We start from the raw sequence: 19,785 nt of genomic DNA, 5'->3' as shown, positions 1-19,785 counted from the left end.
GAGGCCCACCGCCATACCGAGCCGCGTGCGGATGAGATGCAGCATCAGGTCGAAGGTCGGTGACGCGCCGCCCGAGGTGAACACTGGCCCGTCGATGACATAGCGGTCCGGGCGGACATCGACGCCAGGGAAGGCCGAGGAAAAATCCTCCATGTCCTCCCAGTGGGTGGTGGCGCTGCGCCCTTCCAGCAGGCCGGCGCGTGCCACCAGCCAGGTGCCGGCCTCGACACCGCCGCAAGCACGCGCCGTGCGTGCGGCCCGGCGCAGGCCCGACAACAGAGCCGAGGTTGCATAGTTCTGGGTGCCGAAGCCGGCGACAACGACAAGAACGTCGGTCGGCTCAGCCGCATCGAAGCGGCCGCCGACCGCCACCGGCAGGCCGCATGTGGTGACCGGAGCCTCGCCGGTCACCGAGACCAGCCGAAAATCGAACAGGGTCTCGCCGGAGATGCGGTTGGCGGCGCGCAGTGGATCGACGGCGGATGCCACGCACATGATCGACGAGCCGGAAAACACCAGCAGCGTCACCTTGAGCGGCAGACGCTCGGCACGAAAGATCGTCGGTTTTTCGCTTTTCGTCATGGAAGCTTCGTAAAACGCAAAACAGTTTCCGGCAAGTCGGGCATTGTTGTGGACTGTTCTTTCGGAGGAGAGTTCTATGCCGCTTGCGATGAACCGTGAGGTCTTCATTACCTGTGCCGTGACCGGGTCCGGCGGGTCGCAGGACCGCAGCCCTCATGTGCCGCGCTCGCCAAAGCAGATCGCCGATTCGGCCATCGACGCGGCCAAGGCTGGCGCCGCAATCGTGCACTGCCACGTCCGCGATCCCGAGACCGGCAAGCCCAGGCGCGATGTGCATCTCTACCGCGAAGTGACCGAGCGCATCCGCGAGGCCAATGTCGACGTCGTGCTGAACCTGACCGCCGGCATGGGCGGCGACATGGTGTTCGGATCGCCGGAAGCGCCGTTGCCGCTCAACGAAAAAGGCACCGACATGGGCGGCGCCACCAACCGCATGGAACATGTGCGCCAATGCCTGCCGGAAATCTGCACGCTCGACTGCGGCACCATGAATTTCGCCGAGGCCGACTATGTCATGACCAACACGCCAGGCATGCTGCGCGCCATGGGCGGCATGATGACGGCGCTTGGCGTCAAGCCGGAGATCGAGGCCTTCGACACTGGCCATTTGTGGTTCGCCAAGCAGCTGGTCGAGGAAAAGGTGCTCAACCCCGATGCGCTGGTGCAGCTCTGCATGGGCGTGCCGTGGGGGGCGCCGGACGACCTCAACACCTTCATGGCCATGGTCAACAATGTGCCGTCGACCTGGAACTGGTCGGCCTTTGCCATCGGCCGCAACCAGATGGCCTATGCTGCTGCGGCGGTGCTGGCCGGCGGCAATGTCCGCGTCGGGCTGGAAGACAATCTATGGCTCGACAAGGGCGTACTGGCGACCAATGCGCAGTTGGTCGAGCGCGCCGCCAGCATCGTCACCAATCTCGGCGCCAGGATTCTTGGGCCGGAAGAGGTACGGCAGAAGCTCAACCTCACCAAGCGGGCGCCGATCGCGGCATGAATTATTCGTCGGGAGGGTCGGCATGACTACCGTAAAATTCACCGCAATGAAGGATGGCGACCGGGACGACTACGAGTTCCTGACCGCGCATGAGATCGACTACGCGGCCAGGACCGGCGAGCGGCTGCTCGACGCGCTGGTGCAGCTCGACGCGGGCCTATCGGGCTACAAGATCACCCGGCTCGGCCATTCGCTGCAGGCGGCGACGCGTGCCTGGCGCGACGGCGCCGACACCGACTGGATCGCCTGCGCGCTACTGCACGACATCGGCGACATCTATGCGCCTTACAATCACGATGAATATGCCGCTTCGATCCTCAAACCCTTCGTGCGCGAACAATGCACTTGGGTGGTGGAGAAACATGGCGACTTCCAGCGGCTCTACTATGCCCATCACCTCGGCGGTAACCGCCATGCGCGCGACCGCTTTGCCGGCCACGCCTATTTCGACGATTGCGACCAGTTTTGCGAACGCTGGGACCAGTCCAGCTTCGACCCCGATTATGACACGCTGCCGATCGAATTCTTCCGGCCCTTCGTCCTCGAAGTCTTCGCCCGCAAGGCATACGACCCGTCCGTGATCCGCGCCGGCGAACGCGTGCCGCTCATAGATCCCACAACCGCCATGACCAGAACCGGAGCTTCCGCATGAGCATCATCAACAAGGCAGCCGCCATCGGTGGCGGCGTCATCGGCGCCGGCTGGGTGGCGCGGCTGCTGCTCAACGGCATCGACGTGTCGATCTTCGATCCCGATCCCGAGGCGTCGCGCAAGGTCGGCGAAGTGATGAAGGGCGCGCGCCGCGCCTACAAGCAGATGGTACCCGGCGGTTTGCCGAAAGAGGGCAAGCTGACCTTTGCCAAGACCATCGCCGAGGCAGTGGCCGATGCCGATTTCATTCAGGAAAGCGTGCCGGAACGGCTCGACCTCAAGCACCGGGTGCTCGCCGAGATCGATACCCACGCGCCGGCCAATGCGATTGTCGGTTCCTCGACCTCCGGCATCAAGCCAACCGACATGCAGGTGGCGATGAAGAAGCATCCGGAGCGGCTGGTCGTCGGCCATCCGTTCAACCCGGTCTATCTCCTGCCGCTGGTCGAGATCGTGGGCGGCGAGCAGACCTTTCCCGAGGCGATCGAGGTCGCCAAGGAGATGTATGCCTCGATCGGCATGAAGCCGGTCGTCATCCGCAAGGAGATCGAGGCCTTCGTCGGCGACCGCCTGCTCGAAGCGGCATGGCGCGAGGCGCTGTGGCTGATCAAGGACGGCATCTGCACGGTCGAGGAACTCGACGACATCATGCGCTATGGCTTCGGCCTGCGCTGGGCGCAGATGGGCATGTTCCAGGTCTATCGCGTCGCCGGTGGCGAGGCCGGCATGCGCCACTTCATGGCGCAGTTCGGGCCCTGCCTGAAATGGCCATGGACCAAGCTGATGGATGTGCCGGAGTTCAACGACGAACTGGTCGACCTGATCGCCACGCAGTCGGACGACCAGGCGCATGGGCTGTCGATCCGCGAGCTGGAAAAAATCCGCGACGACAATCTGGTCGCCATCATGGATGCGCTGTCGAAGCAGAACAAAGGCAAGGGCTGGGGCGCCGGCGCCCTGCACAAGGACTATACCAGGCAGCTGGCCAAGCTGGCGGCGAAGAAGCCCACGGCCTCCAAGGCTGCCGAGAAGGCCAAAGCCTTGAAACCGGTCAAGAAAGCCGAAAAGCCGAAGAAAAAGCCCGGCAAGAAGAAAGGCTGAGAGCATGGATTTCGGGCTGTCGGAGGAACAGAGGCTCATCGTCGAGACGACGCGTGCGTTCGTCGAGAACGAGCTTTACCCGCATGAGCGCGAGGTCGAGCGCACCGGCGTGCTGCGCCGCGACCTGATCGAGGAGATCAAGGTCAAGGCGATCGAAGCCGGGCTCTATGCCGCCAACATGCCGGCCGATGTCGGCGGTGCTGGCCTCGATACGGTGACTTGGCTGCTCTACGAAAAGGAGCTTGGCCGCGCCAATTACGCGCTGCACTGGACCTGCGTGGCGCGGCCCTCCAACATCCTTTTGGCCGGCACGCCGGAGCAGCGCGAAAAGTACCTGTTCCCCTGCATCCGCGGCGAGAAATGGGACTGTCTGGCGATGACCGAGCCGGGCGCAGGCTCCGATTTGCGCGGCATGAAGGCGACGGCGGTACAGGACGGCGACGACTGGGTACTCAACGGCACCAAGCATTTTATCTCCCACGCCGACCTCGCCGACTTTGCCATCGTTTTCATGGCTTCCGGCGAAGAGGATTCGCCGCGCGGCAAACGCAAGAAGATCACCGCATTCTTCGTCGACAAAGGGACGAAGGGCTTCACCGTCCGCGATGGCTACCGCAACGTCTCGCATCGCGGCTACACCAACGCCATCCTCGAATTCGACGATTGCCGGCTTCCCGCCGCCCAAGTGTTGGGCGAAGTCCACAAGGGGTTCGACGTCGCCAATTCATGGCTCGGCGCCACCCGGCTGCAGGTCGGCGCCACCTGCCTCGGCCGCGCCGAGCGGGCGCTTGGCCATGCCATCGAGTATGCCGCGCAGCGCCAGCAGTTCGGCCAGCAGATCGGCAAGTTCCAGGGCGTGTCGTTCAAGCTTGCCGACATGGCGACCGAATTGAAGGCCGCCGACCTGATGGTGTTCGAAGCCGGCTGGAAGTACGATCAGGGCACTGTCACCGATCAGGACATGGCCATGGCCAAGCTGAAGGCCACCGAGATGCTTGCATACGTTGCCGATGAGGCGATCCAGATTCATGGCGGCATGGGACTGATGGACGATTTGCCACTGGAGCGCATCTGGCGCGACGCGCGCGTCGAGCGCATCTGGGAAGGCACGTCAGAGATCCAGCGCCACATTATTTCAAGGGCGCTGCTGCGTCCGTTCGGGGCATAACATATGCATAAACTTGAGCGTCTCCTGCGGCCGAAATCGATCGCCGTCTTCGGCGGTGCGCAGGCCGCGGCCGTCGTCGCGCAATCGATCAAGATGGGCTTTGCCGGCGAGATCTGGCCGGTGCATCCGACCAAGGACGAGGTCGCGGGCCGCAAGGCCTATCGTTCGGTCGCCGATTTGCCTGACGCGCCGGACGCCGCCTTTGTCGGCGTCAACCGGCATTTGACCATCGAGGTGATCAAGGCGCTGGCCGAGCGCGGCGCCGGCGGCGCCGTCTGCTTTGCCGCCGGCTTCCTTGAGACCGAGGCCTACGACGACGACGGCGAGCGGCTGCAGGCCGAGCTGGTTGCGGCAGCCGGCTCGATGCCGATCATCGGGCCGAATTGCTACGGCCTGATCAATTATGCCGACGGCGCGCTGCTGTGGCCCGACCAGCATGGCGGCATAAGACTGGCCGAGGGCGGCAAGGGCGTCGCCATCATCACCCAGTCCTCCAACATCGCCATCAACATGACGATGCAAAGGCGCGGCCTGCCGATCGCTTTCCTGATGACCGCCGGAAACCAGGCGCAGACCGGGCTGTCCGAAATGGCGCTTGGCCTGATCGAGGACGAGCGGGTCACGTCGCTCGGCCTGCACATCGAGGCTTTCGATTCGGTAGCCGGCTTCGAGCGGCTGGCAGCACGGGCGCGCGAGCTGAAAAAGCCGATCATCGCCATGAAGGTCGGCCGTTCCGAACAGGCCAGGCAGGCGACCGTCTCGCATACCGCGTCGCTGGCCGGCTCGGATGCGGCCTCGGGTGCGTTCCTGCGGCGGCTCGGCATTGCGCGTGTCGATTCGATTCCCGCCTTCATCGAAGCGCTGAAGCTGCTGCACATCACCGGACCTTTGCCCGGCTATAGGCTGTCGTCGATGAGCTGCTCCGGCGGCGAGGCCTCTGTCATGGCCGACAGCGCCGAAGGGCGCTGGGTCAATTTCCCTGTGCTGACCGACAGCCACCGCGCCCATGTCAAATCGACGCTCGGGCCGCTGGTCGCGGTCGCCAATCCCTTGGACTATCACACCTTCATCTGGAACAACGAGCCGGCGATGACCGCCACCTTCACCGCAATGGTGTCGGGCGGCTTCGACCTCAACATGCTGGTGCTGGATTTTCCGCGACCTGATCGTTGTTCGGTCACCGATTGGTGGGCGACGCTGCGCGCCTTCGAATCGGCGCTGAAGACCAACAAGGCGCATGGCGCGATCGTCTCGTCGCTGCCGGAAAACCTGCCGGAGGAGTACACCGCCGAACTGATGGCGCGCGGCATGGTGCCGTTGTTCGGCATTTCGGAAGCCATGGATGCCGCCGGGGCGGCGGCCTTCATCGGCTGGGCTTGGGCCGAACCGCAGGCGCAGCCGATCGACACTTCTGCTGCCGGTGCGCCTGGTGGCGACCATGTCACGCCCGACGAGGCCGAAGCAAAATCGCGGCTGATCAAGGCCGGCCTGCCGGTGCCGAAAGGCGAACGGGCCGCCAATGCGGTCGAGGCGGTGATTTCGTCGATGGCGCTCGGCTTTCCCGTCGCACTGAAGGCGCTCGGCGTCAGCCACAAATCCGAAGTTGGCGCCGTCAGGCTCAACCTCAGGGATGCCGAATCCGTCAGCACCGCGGCGCATGACCTCTTGCCGCTCGGCACCGGGCTCTATGTCGAGCGCATGGTGCGCGACGGTGTCGCCGAGCTCATCGTCGGCTTCACCCGCGACCCGATGTTCGGTGCGGTGATGACCTTGGGCACCGGCGGCGTGCTGGTCGAATTGTTGCGCGACAGCGTCACGCTGATGCTGCCGGCGACGCGCGACGATATCGAGGCGGCGCTGCGCGGCCTGAAACTGTTCCCGCTGCTCGAGGGCTATCGCGGCCGGCCAAAAGCCGATGTCGCGGCTGCCATCGATGCCATTTCGGGCATTGCCGCCTTCGTGCAGCAGAATGCCGGTGAGATCGAGGAACTCGACATCAACCCGCTGATCGTCTGCAGCGAAGGCAAGGGCGCCTGGATCGCCGACGCACTGCTGGTGCTGGGAGAGAACAAGAATGTCTGACGTCATTTCGACCCGCCGCGAGGGCACCATCCTCGAGGTCACCCTCGACCGGCCCAAAGCCAACGCCATCGACCTGAAGACCTCTCGGCTGATGGGTGAGACCTTCAAGGCATTCCGAGACGATCCGGAATTGCGCGTCGCCATCGTCAAGACCGCCGGCGACAAGTTCTTCTGTGCCGGCTGGGACCTCAAAGCCGCTGCCGGCGGCGATGCCGTCGATGGCGACTATGGCGTCGGCGGCTTTGCCGGGCTGCAAGAATTGCGCGACCTCAACAAGCCGGTGATCGCTTGCGTCAACGGCATGGCGGTCGGCGGCGGCTTCGAGCTGGCGCTGTCCTGCGACCTCATCTATGCCTCCGATCATTCCTCCTTCGCGCTCCCCGAAATCCGCGCCGGCACGCTGGCCGACGCGGCAACGATCAAACTGCCGAAGCGCATCCCCTACCATGTCGCCATGGACCTTCTGCTGACCGGCCGCTGGATGGATGTGGCCGAGGCGCATCGCTGGGGCCTGGTCAACGAAGTGCTGCCCAAGGAGAAGCTCGAGGACCGTGTCTGGGAGATCGCCCGGCTGCTCGCAGGCGGCCCGCCGCTGGTCTTTGCAGCGATCAAGGAGACCGCGCGTGTGGCCGAGGCGCTGACCTTCCAGGACGCCATGAACAAGGTGACCCGCCGCCAGCTGCCGACGGTCGATGCCCTCTACGGCTCCGAGGATGGCATGGAGGGTTTTCGCGCTTTTGCGGAGAAGCGTGAGCCGGTTTGGAAGGGGAAGTAGTGGATACCGCCGGAACGATGGCGCTTACCCCCCTCTGGCCTGCCGGCCATCTCCCCCTCAAGGGGGGAGATTGGCAGCTTCGATCTCTGCACTCTTCTTGCGACGCAGAAGGTTGGCGAAAGTTTTCGCAACATCCGATCTCCCCCCTTGAGGGGGAGATGTCCGGCAGGACAGAGGGGGGCGCCCTGGCTCAGCCTTGGGCGCCTTTCCAGCACCCATGACCGATTACAAAACCCTCATCGACGCCGAGACCTGGGCGTTCATAGAGCGGACCAATTCTTACTATCCGCCCGACACGATCGACTACACGATCGCGCAGCAGCGCGGGATCTATGACCGCATGTGCCGCGAATTCTTTGCCGGCTATCCCGAAGGCGTGGCGGTCGAAACCTCAGCCATTGCGACGCCCACGCACGACATCCCGATCCGCACCTACCGAAGCACACACAAAGCTGCGGTGACGGTGCTCTATGTCCATGGCGGCGGCTTCATCCTCGGTGGGCTGGACAGCCACGACGATGTCTGCGCCGAGCTCTGTGCCCGCACCGGCTATGAGGTGGTCTCGGTCGATTATCGGCTGGCGCCGGAGCATCTGCATCCGGCGGCCTTCGACGATGCGATGAGCGCCTTCGAATGGGCCGCCGCCAATCGCGATCATTCTATCGTGCTGTGCGGCGACAGCGCCGGCGGCAATCTCTGCGCCGCCGTCAGTCACGCCACGCGTGACCGTTCGAAAAGGCCGTTTGGCCAGGTGCTGATCTATCCCGGCCTCGGCGGAGACCGCGCGAAAGGCTCCTATGTCAAGCACGCCGAAGCGCCGATGCTGACCGTGCGCGATCTCGAATTCTACAAGCACATCCGCACCAGCGGCGTGGATAGGACCGGGGACATCACGCTGTCGCCGCTCGCCGACACCGACTTCTCCAACCTGCCGCCGACAGTACTGATCACCGCCGAGTGCGACCCGCTGTCGTCGGATGGCGAGAGCTATCACGACCTGGTCGTGGCGGCGGGCGGACGCGCAACCTGGTTCGAGGAAACGGGGCTGGTGCATGGTTATCTCCGAGGCCGGCACACGGTCGGCCGCGCCCGCGCAAGCTTCACCCGGATCGTCGATGCGGTGACCGCGCTTGGACAGGGCGATTGGCGCTGGTGATCGCGGCTGGACTCTGAGGACCGACCGGCCCCGGCTCATCCCACCGAAGCGGCCGCCGCACGACCGGCGCTGCGGCCGGAAAAGATGCAGCCGCCGAGGAAGGTGCCCTCAAGCGCCGCATAACCATGCACACCGCCGCCGCCAAAACCGGCGGCTTCGCCGACGGCGTAGAGTCCCGCAACAGGCTGGCCATCGGCACCCAGCACGCGGCTGTCGAGATCGGTCTGCAGGCCGCCCAGCGTCTTGCGGGTCAGGATGTTGAGGCGCACCGCTATCAGCGGGCCGTTTGCCGGATCGAGCATCTTGTGCGGCTTGGCCGTGCGGATCAGCCGGTCGCCGAGATAGGCGCGCGCCCCGCGCAGAGCGGTGATTTGCATGTCCTTGGAGAACGGGTTGTTGAGCTGCCGGTCGCGGGCGCGCATTTCGCGCTCGACCTGGGCTACCTCAAGAAGCGGCTCGCCGCCGGCCAGCGCGTTCATGCGCGCGACCAGCGTCGGCAAGTCGGCCTCGACGATGAAATCCTCGCCCTTCTCCATGAACGCCTTGACCGGGCCCGGAATGCCCGATGTGGCGCGGCCGAGCACCTGGCGCCAGCTCTTGCCGGTCAAATCGGGGTTCTGCTCGGAGCCCGACAGCGCGAACTCCTTCTGGATGATCTTTTTGGTCAGGATGAACCAGGAATAATCGAAGCCGGTGCTCATGATGTGGGAGAGCGTGCCCAGCGTGTCGAAACCGGGATAGAGCGGCATCGGCAGGCGCTTGCCGCGCGCATCGAGCCACAGCGATGACGGGCCGGGCAGGATGCGGATCGCATGATCGGTCCAGACCGGCGCCCAATTCTTGATGCCCTCGACATAGTGCCACATGCGGTCACGGTTGATGATCGAACCGCCGGCCCGTTCCGTGATCGCCAGCATGCGGCCGTCGACATGATCGGGCACGCCGGTGATCATGCGCTTCGGTGCGGCGCCCAGCCGTTTGGGCCAATTCTCCCGCACCAGTTGATGGTTGGCGCCGATGCCGCCGGAGGCGACGATCACCGCTTGCGCGTGAAGCTCGAAATCGCCTGATATTTCGCGCGAACTCTTGTGGCCGCGCTCGACATCGCTGGGCTGCAGGATGTCGCCACGCACACCTGTCACAACAGCACCCGTCCGCGTCAGTTCATTGACGCGGTGGCGGAATTTGAAACTGATCAATCCGCGCTTTTGGGCCTCGCGCACGCGCTGGGCGAACGGTTCGAGCACACCGGGGCCGGTGCCCCAGGTAATGTGAAAGCGCGGCACCGAATTGCCGTGGCCGATTGCATTGCCGCCGCCCCGCTCGGCCCAGCCGACCACAGGAAAGAATTTCAGGCCGCGCTGCATCAGCCAGGAGCGTTTCTCGCCGGCGGCGAAACCGACATAGGCTTCCGCCCATTTGCGCGGCCAGAAATCCTCCGGCCGATCGAAAGCCGCGGTGCCCAGCCAGTCTTCCAACGCCAGGTCATGCGAATCGCGGATGCGCATGCGCCGCTGCTCGGGCGAATTGACGAGGAAAAGGCCGCCGAACGACCAGAACGCCTGACCGCCCAGCGACTGCTCCGGCTCCTGGTCGACAATGATGATTTTCTTGCCGGCCTCGGCAAGCTCGGCGGCGGCAACCAGCCCTGCAAGACCGGCGCCGACAATGATCACGTCCGCATCGTCAGCCATCTTTCCTCCCAGAATTAGCCGGCTACTTCAATGCAAGGGGTCAGACTGTCTCCCAGCCTTCTTTGCCGCCGGCGCGGAAGATGGCATCGATGACTTTCTGGTTGAGCACGGATTCCTCCAGCGTGAAGACGCGCTCCTTGCCGCCCTGTGCCGCACGCGCGAAGGTCTCGACCTCCAGCCGGTATTGCTGCGTGCCGGGAAAGCGGAACACTTGCGTCTCGGTGTGGTTCTGGTTGTGCAGTTCGACGCGGTGGTGGTCGTAGAGCCCGGCATTGAAGGGCGAGAACAGCTCGATGAAACCCTTCTCGCCGTGGAACACCATCACCTGGCGCGCCGCCATCTGCGTCGACAGATAGAACGACAGCTCGAAGTCGCCGAAATCGGCGCGGATCGAGGAGTAGATGTCGGTGCCGAATGTCTTGTCGCGCTCGATCGTCGCCTGCACGCGCAGCGGCTCCTTGCCGGTCGAAAAGCGCGTCGACACGGTCGGGTAGACGCCGATGTCGGGCAGCGCACCACCGCCGAGATCGAGCTGGTTGCGCATGTTGCTGGGGTCGACATTGTAGTAGGAGAAGGCACCCTGCACATGGCGCAGCCGGCCGATGGCGCCGCTGGCGATGAGGTCGCGTACCTTGATCCATTGCGGGTGGTAGATGACCATGAAGGCCTCGCAGACCAGCACCTTTTTCTGGTCGCGCAGCTTGATCAGCGGCAGGATGTCCTTGGCGTCGAGCGCCAGCGGCTTTTCGACCAGCACGTGCTTGCCGGCTTCGATGGCCTTGGCCGCCCATTCGACATGCTGCGAGGTCGGCAACGGGATGTAGACGCCATCGACCTCGTCGGAGGCAAGCAGTTCCTCATAGGAGCCGAAGGTATGGCGCGCGCCGAAGCGCTCGGCCAGCGCCTTGGCCTTCGACAGGTCACGGCTGGCGATCGCCGACAGCACGCCGTTCTCCGCCTCGACCATCGCCGGCAACAAATGCTCGCGGCCGATCTTGGCCGTCGACAACACACCCCATCGGAACATCAGGCTTCTCCATCACAATTACAGGCAACGAGGTTTGCCCGAAATCGCCGGAAAAGCCAATGACGAGGGTCAGCCCCTTTTGCCGGTCAGCGTCATGTCGAAGTCGACGATGTTGGAATAGATTGGCGTGCCGACATCCATGCCGTAGCGCGACCTCAGCACCTTGCCGGTGACATGGAATTTGATCGTCCCGGCCTTGAGACCGCCAAGCTCGGCCATGAACTTTTCCGGAAACGTCTTGCCGCGCGCCGTCAGCCGGCCGCTGACGAGGGCCGTGGTGTCGCTGGTTCGGGTCACGCTGGTAGAGCGGAACTGGATCTCCGGGTTGTTGGCGGCATCGAACACCGCGTCGGAGCGCAGGAAGGCATCGATACGGCTCTGGCCGGTGCCAACGCTTTCGGGAAAGATGGTGAAATTGACCTGCGAGTGCCCGACATCGCTGTTGTCGATGCGGATCGAGCCCTTGAAGCGGGCGAAGGCGCCATTCAGGCCGCCGCCGCCGACCTTGCCGATGGAGAAGCGGATGCTGGAGTTGGCCGGGCTGATCGAATAGCTGCCGGCGGCGTCACCAAGCGCGACGGCCGCTGAAACAGGCATGGCGAGGCAAGCGGCGACCGCCGCAAATCCGAGGATGCGCGTGTACATGGGGATGTTCCTTGTTGGAGGCAGCGCATTCCTGCGCCCTCACTCCATGAACGAATGAACCGCTCGCTCTATTCCGGATCTGACGAAGGCGTGATCATGCGCATGAGCACGCCATCCCTGAGCTGGAAATGATGCCGCAGTGCCGCCGCAACGTGGAGAGCCACAAGCGCCATGCCGGCATAGGCAAGATACCAATGCGCCGCCGCCCAGAAGCTTTCGGCACCATCCGATTCGGCCAGCGGCAGGTTCGGCATGACGAACAGGTTGAACGGCAGGCTGGGTATCTCCAGCATCGAGACCGACACGAGCGCCCACCCGGACAAGGGCAAGGCAAGCTGGAACGCGTAGAGCGCAAAATGGGCCAACGGTGCCGCCCGACGTTCCAAAGTCCCGACCGAGCGCGGCAGCGCCGGCGTTGTATTGCCGTAGCGCCAGACGATGCGCAGGATGATCAGGCCGAGCAGCAGGAAGCCGAAGGATTTGTGCAGCTGGATCAGTTCGAAGGCGGTGCGCTGGCTGGTCACCCGCACCATGACGAAGCCGAGAGCGAACTGGCCGATGAAGATCAGCGCAATCAGCCAGTGAAGAATGATCGCGCCCCAGCCATAGCGGGTGGTGCTGTTGGTGATCGATGTTTGCATCGTTGGTGAACGACCGCGATGCCGGTTATCTTCCACCAAGGGGGGGCGAGCCCGCTTTATCCACTCACCTTGAAGAAATCGACAAAGGCCCTGAGCGCTGGCCGCATCTGACGGCGGCTCGGATAATAGACAAAGAAGCCGTCGAAGGGCGGGCACCAGTCCTCCAGCACGCGGATCAGCCTGCCGTCGGCGAGCGGTGCGCGGACATAGTCCTCAAAGACGAAGGCGAGCCCGGCGCCGTCGACCGCCGCCTGGGCGATCAGATGGTCCTCGTCGAGGATCAGCGGTCCCTCCACCGCCATCTCGATCGTCTCGCGGCCTTTCTCGAACTCCCAGCGGTAGAGGATGCCGCTGGAGAAGCGGAAGCGGATGCAGCGGTGGCCGGCCAGGTCGCGCGGGTGGCGCGGCTTGGGGTTGACCTCGAAATAGACCGGGGCGCCGACCACCGCGCCGCGAAGGTCCGGCCCGATGCGCACCGCGATCATGTCGCGCTGCAGGCTCTCGCCAAGCCGGACGCCAGCATCGAAGCCGCCTTCCACCACGTCGGTGAAGCGGTCCTCGATGACGATCTCCAGCACGATGTCGGGATAGGCCGACGCAAAGGCGCCCAGCCGTGGCGTCAGCGCCAAATGCGCTGCCGTGCGCGGCACGGTCAGGCGCAGATTGCCGGCCGGCCGGTCGCGCGTCTCGATTGCCGTCTCCAGCGCCAGGTCGATCTCCGACAGCGCCGGCCGCAACCGCTCCAGCAACTGCGCACCTTCTTCGGTCGGCGCGACGCTGCGTGTGCTGCGCGCCAGCAGCCGAACGCCAAGCCGCGCCTCCAGGCTGGATACCGCGTGGCTGACAGCCGAAGGCGCGATGGCCAATTCCCTGGCGGCGCCCCGAAAGCTGCCGCATTGAGCGACAGTTGCCAGCACGGCCAATTGGGAAAGATGCGCGCGATTCATTGATCTATCTTTTAGTACAGCCCGTGCGGATGGAAGCCGATTATCGAACACAAGGCAAGGCGCTATTTCTCCCACATCGCAACAAGGAGACGCGTTATGCAAACCCGCAAGCTAGGAACTGAATTGAACGTCTACCCCGTCGGCCTCGGCTGCATGGGCATGAGCTTCGCCTATGGCGGCCAAGCGGAAGCCGATGCGATCGCCACGCTGCACCGCGCCGTCGATATCGGCGTCAACTTCTTCGACACGGCGGAGGTCTATGGCCCCTTCGAGAACGAGATTCTGCTCGGCAAGGCGCTGAAGCCGGTGCGTGATCATCTGACGATCGCGACAAAATTCGGCTTCCGGATTCTGGAGGAAGGTACAGGCCTCGACCGCATGGCGGGCGTCGACAGCCGCCCCGAGCACGTCAAAGCGGTCGCCGAGGCCTCGCTGAAACGGCTGGGCACCGATGTGATCGACCTCTACTACCAGCACCGTGTCGACCCCAACGTGCCAATCGAGGATACGGTCGGCGCCATGGCCGAACTGGTGCGCGAGGGCAAGGTGCGCGCGCTTGGCCTGTCCGAGGCGAGTGCCGCGACCATTCGCCGGGCCCATGCCGTGCATCCGGCATCGGCCGTGCAGAGCGAATATTCGCTGTGGAGCCGCGACCCGGAAGACGAGGTGTTCGCCGTCTGCCGCGAGCTCGGCATCGGCTTCGTTCCCTATAGCCCGCTCGGCCGTGGGCTGCTGACCGGCACGATCGCCAAGCCCGAGGCCTTGAGCGACGGCGACTGGCGCCGGACCTTGCCGCGCTTCCAGGCCGAGGCGATGGAAGCCAACGCCGCTGTCATCGCCACCTTGGAAAAGCTGGCTGTTGAAAAGGGCGTGACCTCGGCACAGCTGGCGCTGGCCTGGGTGCTGCACCAGGGCGATTTCATCGTACCGATCCCCGGCGCGCGCAAGATACGCCATCTGGAGCAGAACACGGCGGCGGCGGACATCGAGCTAAGCGCGGCCGAGGTGCAGGCTATTGGTGACGCGCTGTCGCCCAACAAGGTTATGGGCAAGCGCTATACTGAGGAGTTGCTGGCGCTGGTGAATGGGTAAAAACTGCGAGTAAGCGAAAGGGGCGCCGGGCGCCCCCTTTTCGTACGCAGCGCGGTGCAAAAGGTGGGAGACGCTGGCGTGAAGCGCGCCCTCTGCCCTGCCGACATTTCCTACCAAGGCACGACAGTGATCTCCGGCCAATACTCCTGGGCGCGTCTGCCCTTCGCCTCATGCGTCTTCTGATTGTCCATCACCCGGTTCGGTGTGATGCGGAACGAAAAAACATCATCCAGCCCGAACGGCGCCACCAACACCAGCTGCCCGTCAGCATCGTATCGAACCCCGACGGCGTGCGTCTTCGACGCGAAATAGCAGACGGGATCGCTGGCGTTCGAATAGCGCGGGCAAGGCCACCCGAACTTCTGCGGATACCAAAGATGCACCCGCGCCTGATTGCGCACCTCGACCGGCAGCGGCAGTCCTTCGAAATGCTTCTCCGCGCGGCGAATAACGGCGTCCTCGGCCTCGTAGGAGAGGTCGCTGTCATCGAAGTAGAACAGGTCGACATCCCTGATGCCATACCCCGAAGGCTTGCCGGTCAGATGGTTCCAAACACTGTTGTAGAGCGCGCCGGAAACCACCAGCCAGTCCGGCAGGTCGAGCGTGCGAGCCCGCGCCAGCGCGTCGCGTAACAGCGGGTCGGCAAGCACGATGGCGAGAAATGCCGCGCGCTGCTCTTCAAGAGGAAGGCCCGAATAGGAGAGAGGATCCATCGCCCTTTGGAGAGCGATTCGGCAAGTATCCGCAATGCTTCGCCCATAGCGCCACCAAAGATGTGGCCAGATTGCAACGTGACCGGACCATGATGCTCGGCCTGGCCCTAAAACAGCCCCACCCTCGTCATCTGACGACTATGCGCGTCTGCCCATCTGCCGGCATGGACGATTGCTATTGGAATTTTCCACACCGGCTGGGGTAGCCTGGGCATGCAGATATCGTCGGTTTGGCCAGCAGCATCGTCGAGAGGACCGATCGACAGGGCAAAATTGACTGCGAAGTGGTTCTGGATTGCCGCGACCTTCTGCGTTCTGATCGCAGCCTCGCTCAATGCAAGTGCTGCGGCGGAGCCGATCGTGATTTCCCCGGCCACGCTGCCGGATGGGAGAGTTGGTGAGCACTATGATCGGACGCTGATGGCTTCAGGCGGAGCTGGCGGGCCATACACGTTCGCGCTCACTTCGGGGGTCACGCCGGTCTCCTTCAGCAGCGGCGGCGTCCTCTCCGGGGCAGTGATAGCCGCCCCCGGCACCTATAATTTCAGAGTCCTGGCGACAGATCAGGTCGGCAACACCGGCACACGCGACTACACGATTGTGATCGCGGACAACCCGGTCTTGATTTCGCCTGCTGCGTTGCCCGGCGGGCAGATTGGCCAGCCGTATAACCAGGCGCTGACGGCTTCGGGTGGCGCTGGCGGTCCCTACACGTTCTCGATCGTTTCGGGCTCCATGCCCGTCGCCTTCAGCAGTGCCGGCGTCCTCTCAGGGCCAGTGATAGCCGCCCCCGGCGTCTACAGTTTCAGGGTCCGGGCGACAGACCATGTCGGCAACAGCGGCGAACACGACTACACCATCGTGATCGCGGACAACCCGGTCGTCATTTCACCAGCTGCCTTGCCCGGCGCGCAGATTGGCCAGCCCTATAGCCAGGCGCTGACGGCTTCGGGTGGTGCTGGCGGCCCCTTTACGTTCTCGATCGTTTCGGGCTCCATGCCCGTCGCCTTCAGCAGTGCCGGCGTCCTCTCCGGGCCGGTCATAGCGGTCCCCGGCGTCTACAGTTTCAGGATTCGGGCGACGGACCATGTCGGCAACAACGGCGAACGCGACTACACGCTTGCGATCACCACTGGCCCGCCCATCGTAATTTCACCGGCAGCTTTGCCCAATGGCCAGGTTGGGCAGCCCTATAGCCAGATGCTGACCGCAACCGGCGGTGTGGGCGCGCCTTACACGTTTCAGCGGATCATCGGAAATCTGCCCGAAGGCGTTTCGCTCGCAACCGATGGCACACTCGGCGGCACGCCGACCGAGAGCGGATCATTTGCCTTTGCCGTCGATGTGTTCGACACCTCCGAGAACAGGGCAAGGCGCGAGTATACGCTGGACATCGCTGCGGCGCCCCGACCGACGGCGCCGTCACTGACCATGACGATCGTTGCCGGCATGTCAGCTTCGCTGCCGTTGACGCCGGGTGCTACCGGCGAACCATTCAGCGCCGCGGCGATCATGTCCAGCGCCCCCGCCGAGGGCGGCACGGCGACGCTGTCCGGCGCGCCCAACTACCTACTGACCTTCGCGTCCTCGCCGGTGTTTTCAGGCACCGTCATCGTAACGTACACACTGACCGGCCCCGGCGGCGTTTCCGATCCGGCCACGGTGACCATCACCGTCACCACGCGGCCGGACCCCTCCGACGATCCGGAGGTCGCCGGGCTGCTCAATGCCCAGGCGCAAGCGGTGCAGCAATTCGCCGCCGGGCAGACAGACAATATCAACCATCGCATGGGCGCTTTGCGAAGCGAGGCGTGCCGCAAGGCCTTTGCGAATGGGCTCGAACTGTCTGGCCAAGGCGCCGATGGCAATGCCGCCAGCGTCGACTTTCCAGACGGATCCGATTGTGGGGGCGAAGCGGCAAAGCTGGGCTTCGGCTTGTGGGCCGGCGGCCACATCGATCTCGGCCATAGTTCGCCTGATGATAGCGCGGAGCGGGACTCCGTTTCGATCAACATGACCACCGGCATCGACTACCGTTTCAACGACCGTTTCGTCGCCGGTCTGGCCGTCGGCTACTCCAGCGACGACAGCGACATTGGCGGCAATGGCACCGAGAGTTCCGGCGAGGCCTACAGCGCGACGCTCTATGCAAGCTATCGCCCGGCCGAAAACCTGTTTCTCGATGCCCTGGCCGGCTACGGTTCGTTCAGCTTCGATTCGAAGCGCTTCGTGACAAGTGTTGGCGGCTTTGCCGACGGTCAGCGTGACGGCGACCAGATTTTCGGCTCGCTGACTGCCGGTTTCGATCATAGCGTCGGCGGGCTGCGACTCACTCCGTTCGCCAGGTTGACGACATCCTCTTCGAGCCTCGACGCGTTTACCGAAACCGGAGCAGGCATCTATTCGCTGAGCTTCGGCAAGCAGAGCGTCGACAGCCTCGGCGGCACGCTTGGCCTTGCCGGCGGCTATGACATGCCGGTGGCCCTCGGCGTCTTCACACCACGCTTCCGGTTTGAATACACTCACGAATTCTCCGGCTCGAGCGACGTCGATATCCGCTACGCGGATAGTCCGGATGGCCTTGTCTATGGCTTCCAGACGCAGCCTTTGGCGAGTGACCAGGTGATGATCGGCCTGGGCGCCGATCTGCTGCTGCACCAAGGGTTATCCATCGGGCTCGATTATCGCGGCACAATCGGCTTTCAAGACAGCTACAGCCATGCCTTTGGCCTGAGGGTCGGCGGCGGGTTCTGACCATTGCGGCAACGGCTGCTTATCCGTCCCGTAGACGGATGAGCAGCCCCATCGCTAACAGTTCAGTCGCCTTGGGCGCTACGTCCTCAGAACGCCACCGGCCTGCTTGCCGACATTCTCGACGATACGCTTGGCCAGTGCCTCGAAATCCTCGTCGGTCAGTGTCTTTTCAACCGGCTGGATCGACACTTCGATGGCGATCGATTTCTTGCCCTCGCCCAGCGAAGCGCCTTCGAAGATGTCGAAGACCGAGACGGCGGTGATGAGCTTCTTGTCGGCGGCGAGCGCCGCGCGCACCAGCGTGCCGGCCTCGACCGTTTTGTCGACGACGAAAGCGAAGTCGCGCTTGACCGCCTGGAAGGGGGACAGTTCCAGTTTCGGCTTGGTTTTCGTCGGCTTGGCCTTCGGCTCGGGCACGGCATCGACAAACACTTCGAAGCCGCACAGCGGGCCGGAAACATCGAGGCCTTCCAGCGTCTTCGGGTGGAATTCGCCGAAGGTGCCGAGCACGGTTTTCGGACCGAGCTTGATCGTGCCGGAACGGCCGGGATGATACCAGGCCGGGCCGCCGGCCTCGATCTGCAGCCGGTCGACAGGCGCACCGCAGGCTTCCAGTGCGGCGATCGCGTCGGCCTTGGCGTCGAACACGCCGACCGCACCCGAATTGCCGGCCCAGTTGCGGCCTGAGCCGTCGAGCTTGGCGGTGCCGCGGCGCACGCCGGCGGCCACGCGCCGCTGCTGGTCGGCGCCGTCGCCCTCATAGGTGCCCGAGACTTCGAACAGCGCCACGTCGCCGATGCCCTTGTCGGCATTGCGCTGGGCAGCAGCAATCAGGCCCGGCAGCAGCGACGGCCGCATGTCGGACATGTCGGCGGCGATCGGGTTGGCGAGCTTCAGCGCGGTCTGGCCGCCGCCGAACAGCTCGGCGTGCTTGGCCGGAATGAACGACCAGGTGACGGCTTCCATCATGCCGCGCACGGCAAGCGCGCGCTTGGCGGTGCGGGTACGGACCTGCAGCGTGGTGAGGATCCTTGCATTGACCGCGTCATGCGCACCGAGCGGCTGCGGTGCGATGTTGTCGACACCATGGATGCGCATGACTTCCTCGACCAGGTCTGCCTTGCCGTCGACGTCGGGGCGCCAGGACGGCACGGCGACATTGACCACATCGCCCGATCCCTCCGGCTTGAAGCCGAGGCGCGACAGGATGTCGAGGCTTTCCGCCTTGGGAACCTCGATGCCGGTCAGCCTCTTCACTTCCGAAAGCGGGAAGGAAACGATCTTCGACTTGTGGCCGGCATAACCGACGACTTCCATTTCGGTCGGCGTGCCGCCGCAGAAATCGAGCACCAGTTTCGTTGCCAGCTCGACGCCGGGAACCATGAATTCGGGGTCCACCCCGCGCTCGAAACGGTAACGCGCGTCGGTGATGATGCCGAGCGTGCGGCCGGTGCGCGCCGTGGTGATCGGATCCCAAAGGGCGGATTCGATCAGCACATCTGATGTGTTCTCGTCGCAGCCCGAATGCTCGCCGCCCATGATGCCGGCGATGGACTCGACGCCGTTGTCATCCGCGATGACGCACATTTCCGGCGTCAGCGTGTATTCGCGGCCATCGAGCGCCTGCACCTTTTCACCATCGCGCGCGCGGCGCACGACGAGATTGCCGGCAACCTTGCTGGCGTCGAACACATGCAGCGGGCGGCCGCGGTCGAAGGTGACGTAATTGGTGATGTCGACCAGCGCGCTGATCGGCCTCAGCC

17 protein-coding genes are annotated in these 19,785 nt (G+C 64.2%); 9 read left to right on the top strand and 8 right to left on the bottom strand.

The annotated features are described in order from the left end of the window. Nucleotides 1-582: AraC family transcriptional regulator (locus EN964_RS04320; RefSeq protein WP_164775725.1), on the bottom strand; the 582-nt coding region annotated here is incomplete at its 3' end. A gap of 76 nt (nt 583-658) precedes the next feature. On the opposite strand from EN964_RS04320, the gene EN964_RS04315 reads away from it, so the two are divergent. From EN964_RS04315 to EN964_RS04280, 7 genes are all read left to right on the top strand, one after another. Further along, entirely contained in the window at nt 659-1,576 is a 918-nt protein-coding gene (locus EN964_RS04315) for a 3-keto-5-aminohexanoate cleavage protein (RefSeq protein ID WP_127269383.1), read from the top strand. 22 nt (nt 1,577-1,598) lie between these two features. Further along, on the top strand, nt 1,599-2,228 hold the full coding sequence (locus EN964_RS04310; protein ID WP_127269384.1) for an HD domain-containing protein: 630 nt from the start codon (nt 1,599-1,601) through the stop codon (nt 2,226-2,228). Next, on the top strand, nt 2,225-3,328 hold the full coding sequence (locus tag EN964_RS04305; RefSeq protein WP_127269385.1) for a carnitine 3-dehydrogenase: 1,104 nt from the start codon (nt 2,225-2,227) through the stop codon (nt 3,326-3,328). Before EN964_RS04310 ends, EN964_RS04305 begins: the two co-directional genes overlap by 4 nt. A 4-nt stretch (nt 3,329-3,332) precedes the next feature. Further along, a complete protein-coding gene (locus tag EN964_RS04300) occupies nt 3,333-4,496 on the top strand; it encodes an acyl-CoA dehydrogenase family protein (RefSeq protein WP_127269386.1) in 1,164 nt (387 codons plus the stop codon). Nucleotides 4,497-4,499: 3 nt separating this feature from the next. Continuing rightward, nucleotides 4,500-6,578 (top strand): acetate--CoA ligase family protein, encoded by a 2,079-nt coding sequence (locus EN964_RS04295; protein WP_127270181.1) that lies wholly within the window; start codon nt 4,500-4,502, stop codon nt 6,576-6,578. After that, the gene (locus EN964_RS04290; protein WP_127270028.1) at nt 6,571-7,353 is read left to right on the top strand and encodes a carnitinyl-CoA dehydratase; all 783 of its coding nucleotides are present in this window, start codon (nt 6,571-6,573) and stop codon (nt 7,351-7,353) included. The genes EN964_RS04295 and EN964_RS04290 overlap by 8 nt, the downstream gene beginning before the upstream one ends. 217 nt (nt 7,354-7,570) lie before the next feature. Further along, nucleotides 7,571-8,509, top strand: coding sequence for an alpha/beta hydrolase (locus tag EN964_RS04280; RefSeq protein WP_127270026.1), 939 nt, complete (start codon nt 7,571-7,573; stop codon nt 8,507-8,509). Between the two features lie 35 nt (nt 8,510-8,544). Here EN964_RS04280 and EN964_RS04275 read toward each other — a convergent pair whose 3' ends face one another. The 5 genes from EN964_RS04275 to EN964_RS04255 all read right to left on the bottom strand — a co-directional run bounded on the left by EN964_RS04275 (nt 8,545) and on the right by EN964_RS04255 (nt 13,463). Beyond that, the gene (locus EN964_RS04275) at nt 8,545-10,203 is read right to left on the bottom strand and encodes an FAD-binding dehydrogenase (protein ID WP_127270179.1); all 1,659 of its coding nucleotides are present in this window, start codon (nt 10,201-10,203) and stop codon (nt 8,545-8,547) included. 40 nt (nt 10,204-10,243) lie between these two features. Then, the gene (locus EN964_RS04270) at nt 10,244-11,230 is read right to left on the bottom strand and encodes a Gfo/Idh/MocA family protein (RefSeq protein WP_127266814.1); all 987 of its coding nucleotides are present in this window, start codon (nt 11,228-11,230) and stop codon (nt 10,244-10,246) included. Between the two features lie 69 nt (nt 11,231-11,299). Continuing rightward, nucleotides 11,300-11,875 (bottom strand): YceI family protein, encoded by a 576-nt coding sequence (locus EN964_RS04265; RefSeq protein ID WP_127266813.1) that lies wholly within the window; start codon nt 11,873-11,875, stop codon nt 11,300-11,302. A 68-nt stretch (nt 11,876-11,943) separates the two neighbouring features. After that, a complete protein-coding gene (locus tag EN964_RS04260; RefSeq protein WP_127266812.1) occupies nt 11,944-12,516 on the bottom strand; it encodes a cytochrome b in 573 nt (190 codons plus the stop codon). Nucleotides 12,517-12,572: 56 nt separating this feature from the next. Next, a complete protein-coding gene (locus EN964_RS04255) occupies nt 12,573-13,463 on the bottom strand; it encodes a LysR family transcriptional regulator (RefSeq protein ID WP_127266811.1) in 891 nt (296 codons plus the stop codon). Between the two features lie 96 nt (nt 13,464-13,559). Between EN964_RS04255 and EN964_RS04250 the strand changes: the two genes are divergently transcribed. Further along, nucleotides 13,560-14,555 (top strand): aldo/keto reductase, encoded by a 996-nt coding sequence (locus EN964_RS04250; protein ID WP_127266810.1) that lies wholly within the window; start codon nt 13,560-13,562, stop codon nt 14,553-14,555. A gap of 110 nt (nt 14,556-14,665) precedes the next feature. Here the strand turns inward: EN964_RS04250 and EN964_RS04245 are convergent, their stop codons facing one another. Further along, complete coding sequence (locus tag EN964_RS04245) at nt 14,666-15,268, bottom strand: nucleotidyltransferase family protein (protein ID WP_127266809.1); 603 nt, start codon at nt 15,266-15,268, stop codon at nt 14,666-14,668. A gap of 273 nt (nt 15,269-15,541) precedes the next feature. On the opposite strand from EN964_RS04245, the gene EN964_RS04240 reads away from it, so the two are divergent. Then, the gene (locus tag EN964_RS04240; RefSeq protein ID WP_164775724.1) at nt 15,542-18,022 is read left to right on the top strand and encodes an autotransporter domain-containing protein; all 2,481 of its coding nucleotides are present in this window, start codon (nt 15,542-15,544) and stop codon (nt 18,020-18,022) included. Nucleotides 18,023-18,100: 78 nt separating this feature from the next. On the opposite strand, the gene pheT is transcribed toward EN964_RS04240, so the two are convergent. Then, nucleotides 18,101-19,785: phenylalanine--tRNA ligase subunit beta (gene pheT, locus EN964_RS04235; RefSeq protein ID WP_127276187.1), on the bottom strand; the 1,685-nt coding region annotated here is incomplete at its 5' end.

Source organism: Mesorhizobium sp. M7A.F.Ca.CA.001.10.2.1, from assembly GCF_003998575.1.
Taxonomy (GTDB): Bacteria; Pseudomonadota; Alphaproteobacteria; order Rhizobiales; family Rhizobiaceae; genus Mesorhizobium.
This window is presented reverse-complemented; position numbering and strand designations above follow the sequence as displayed.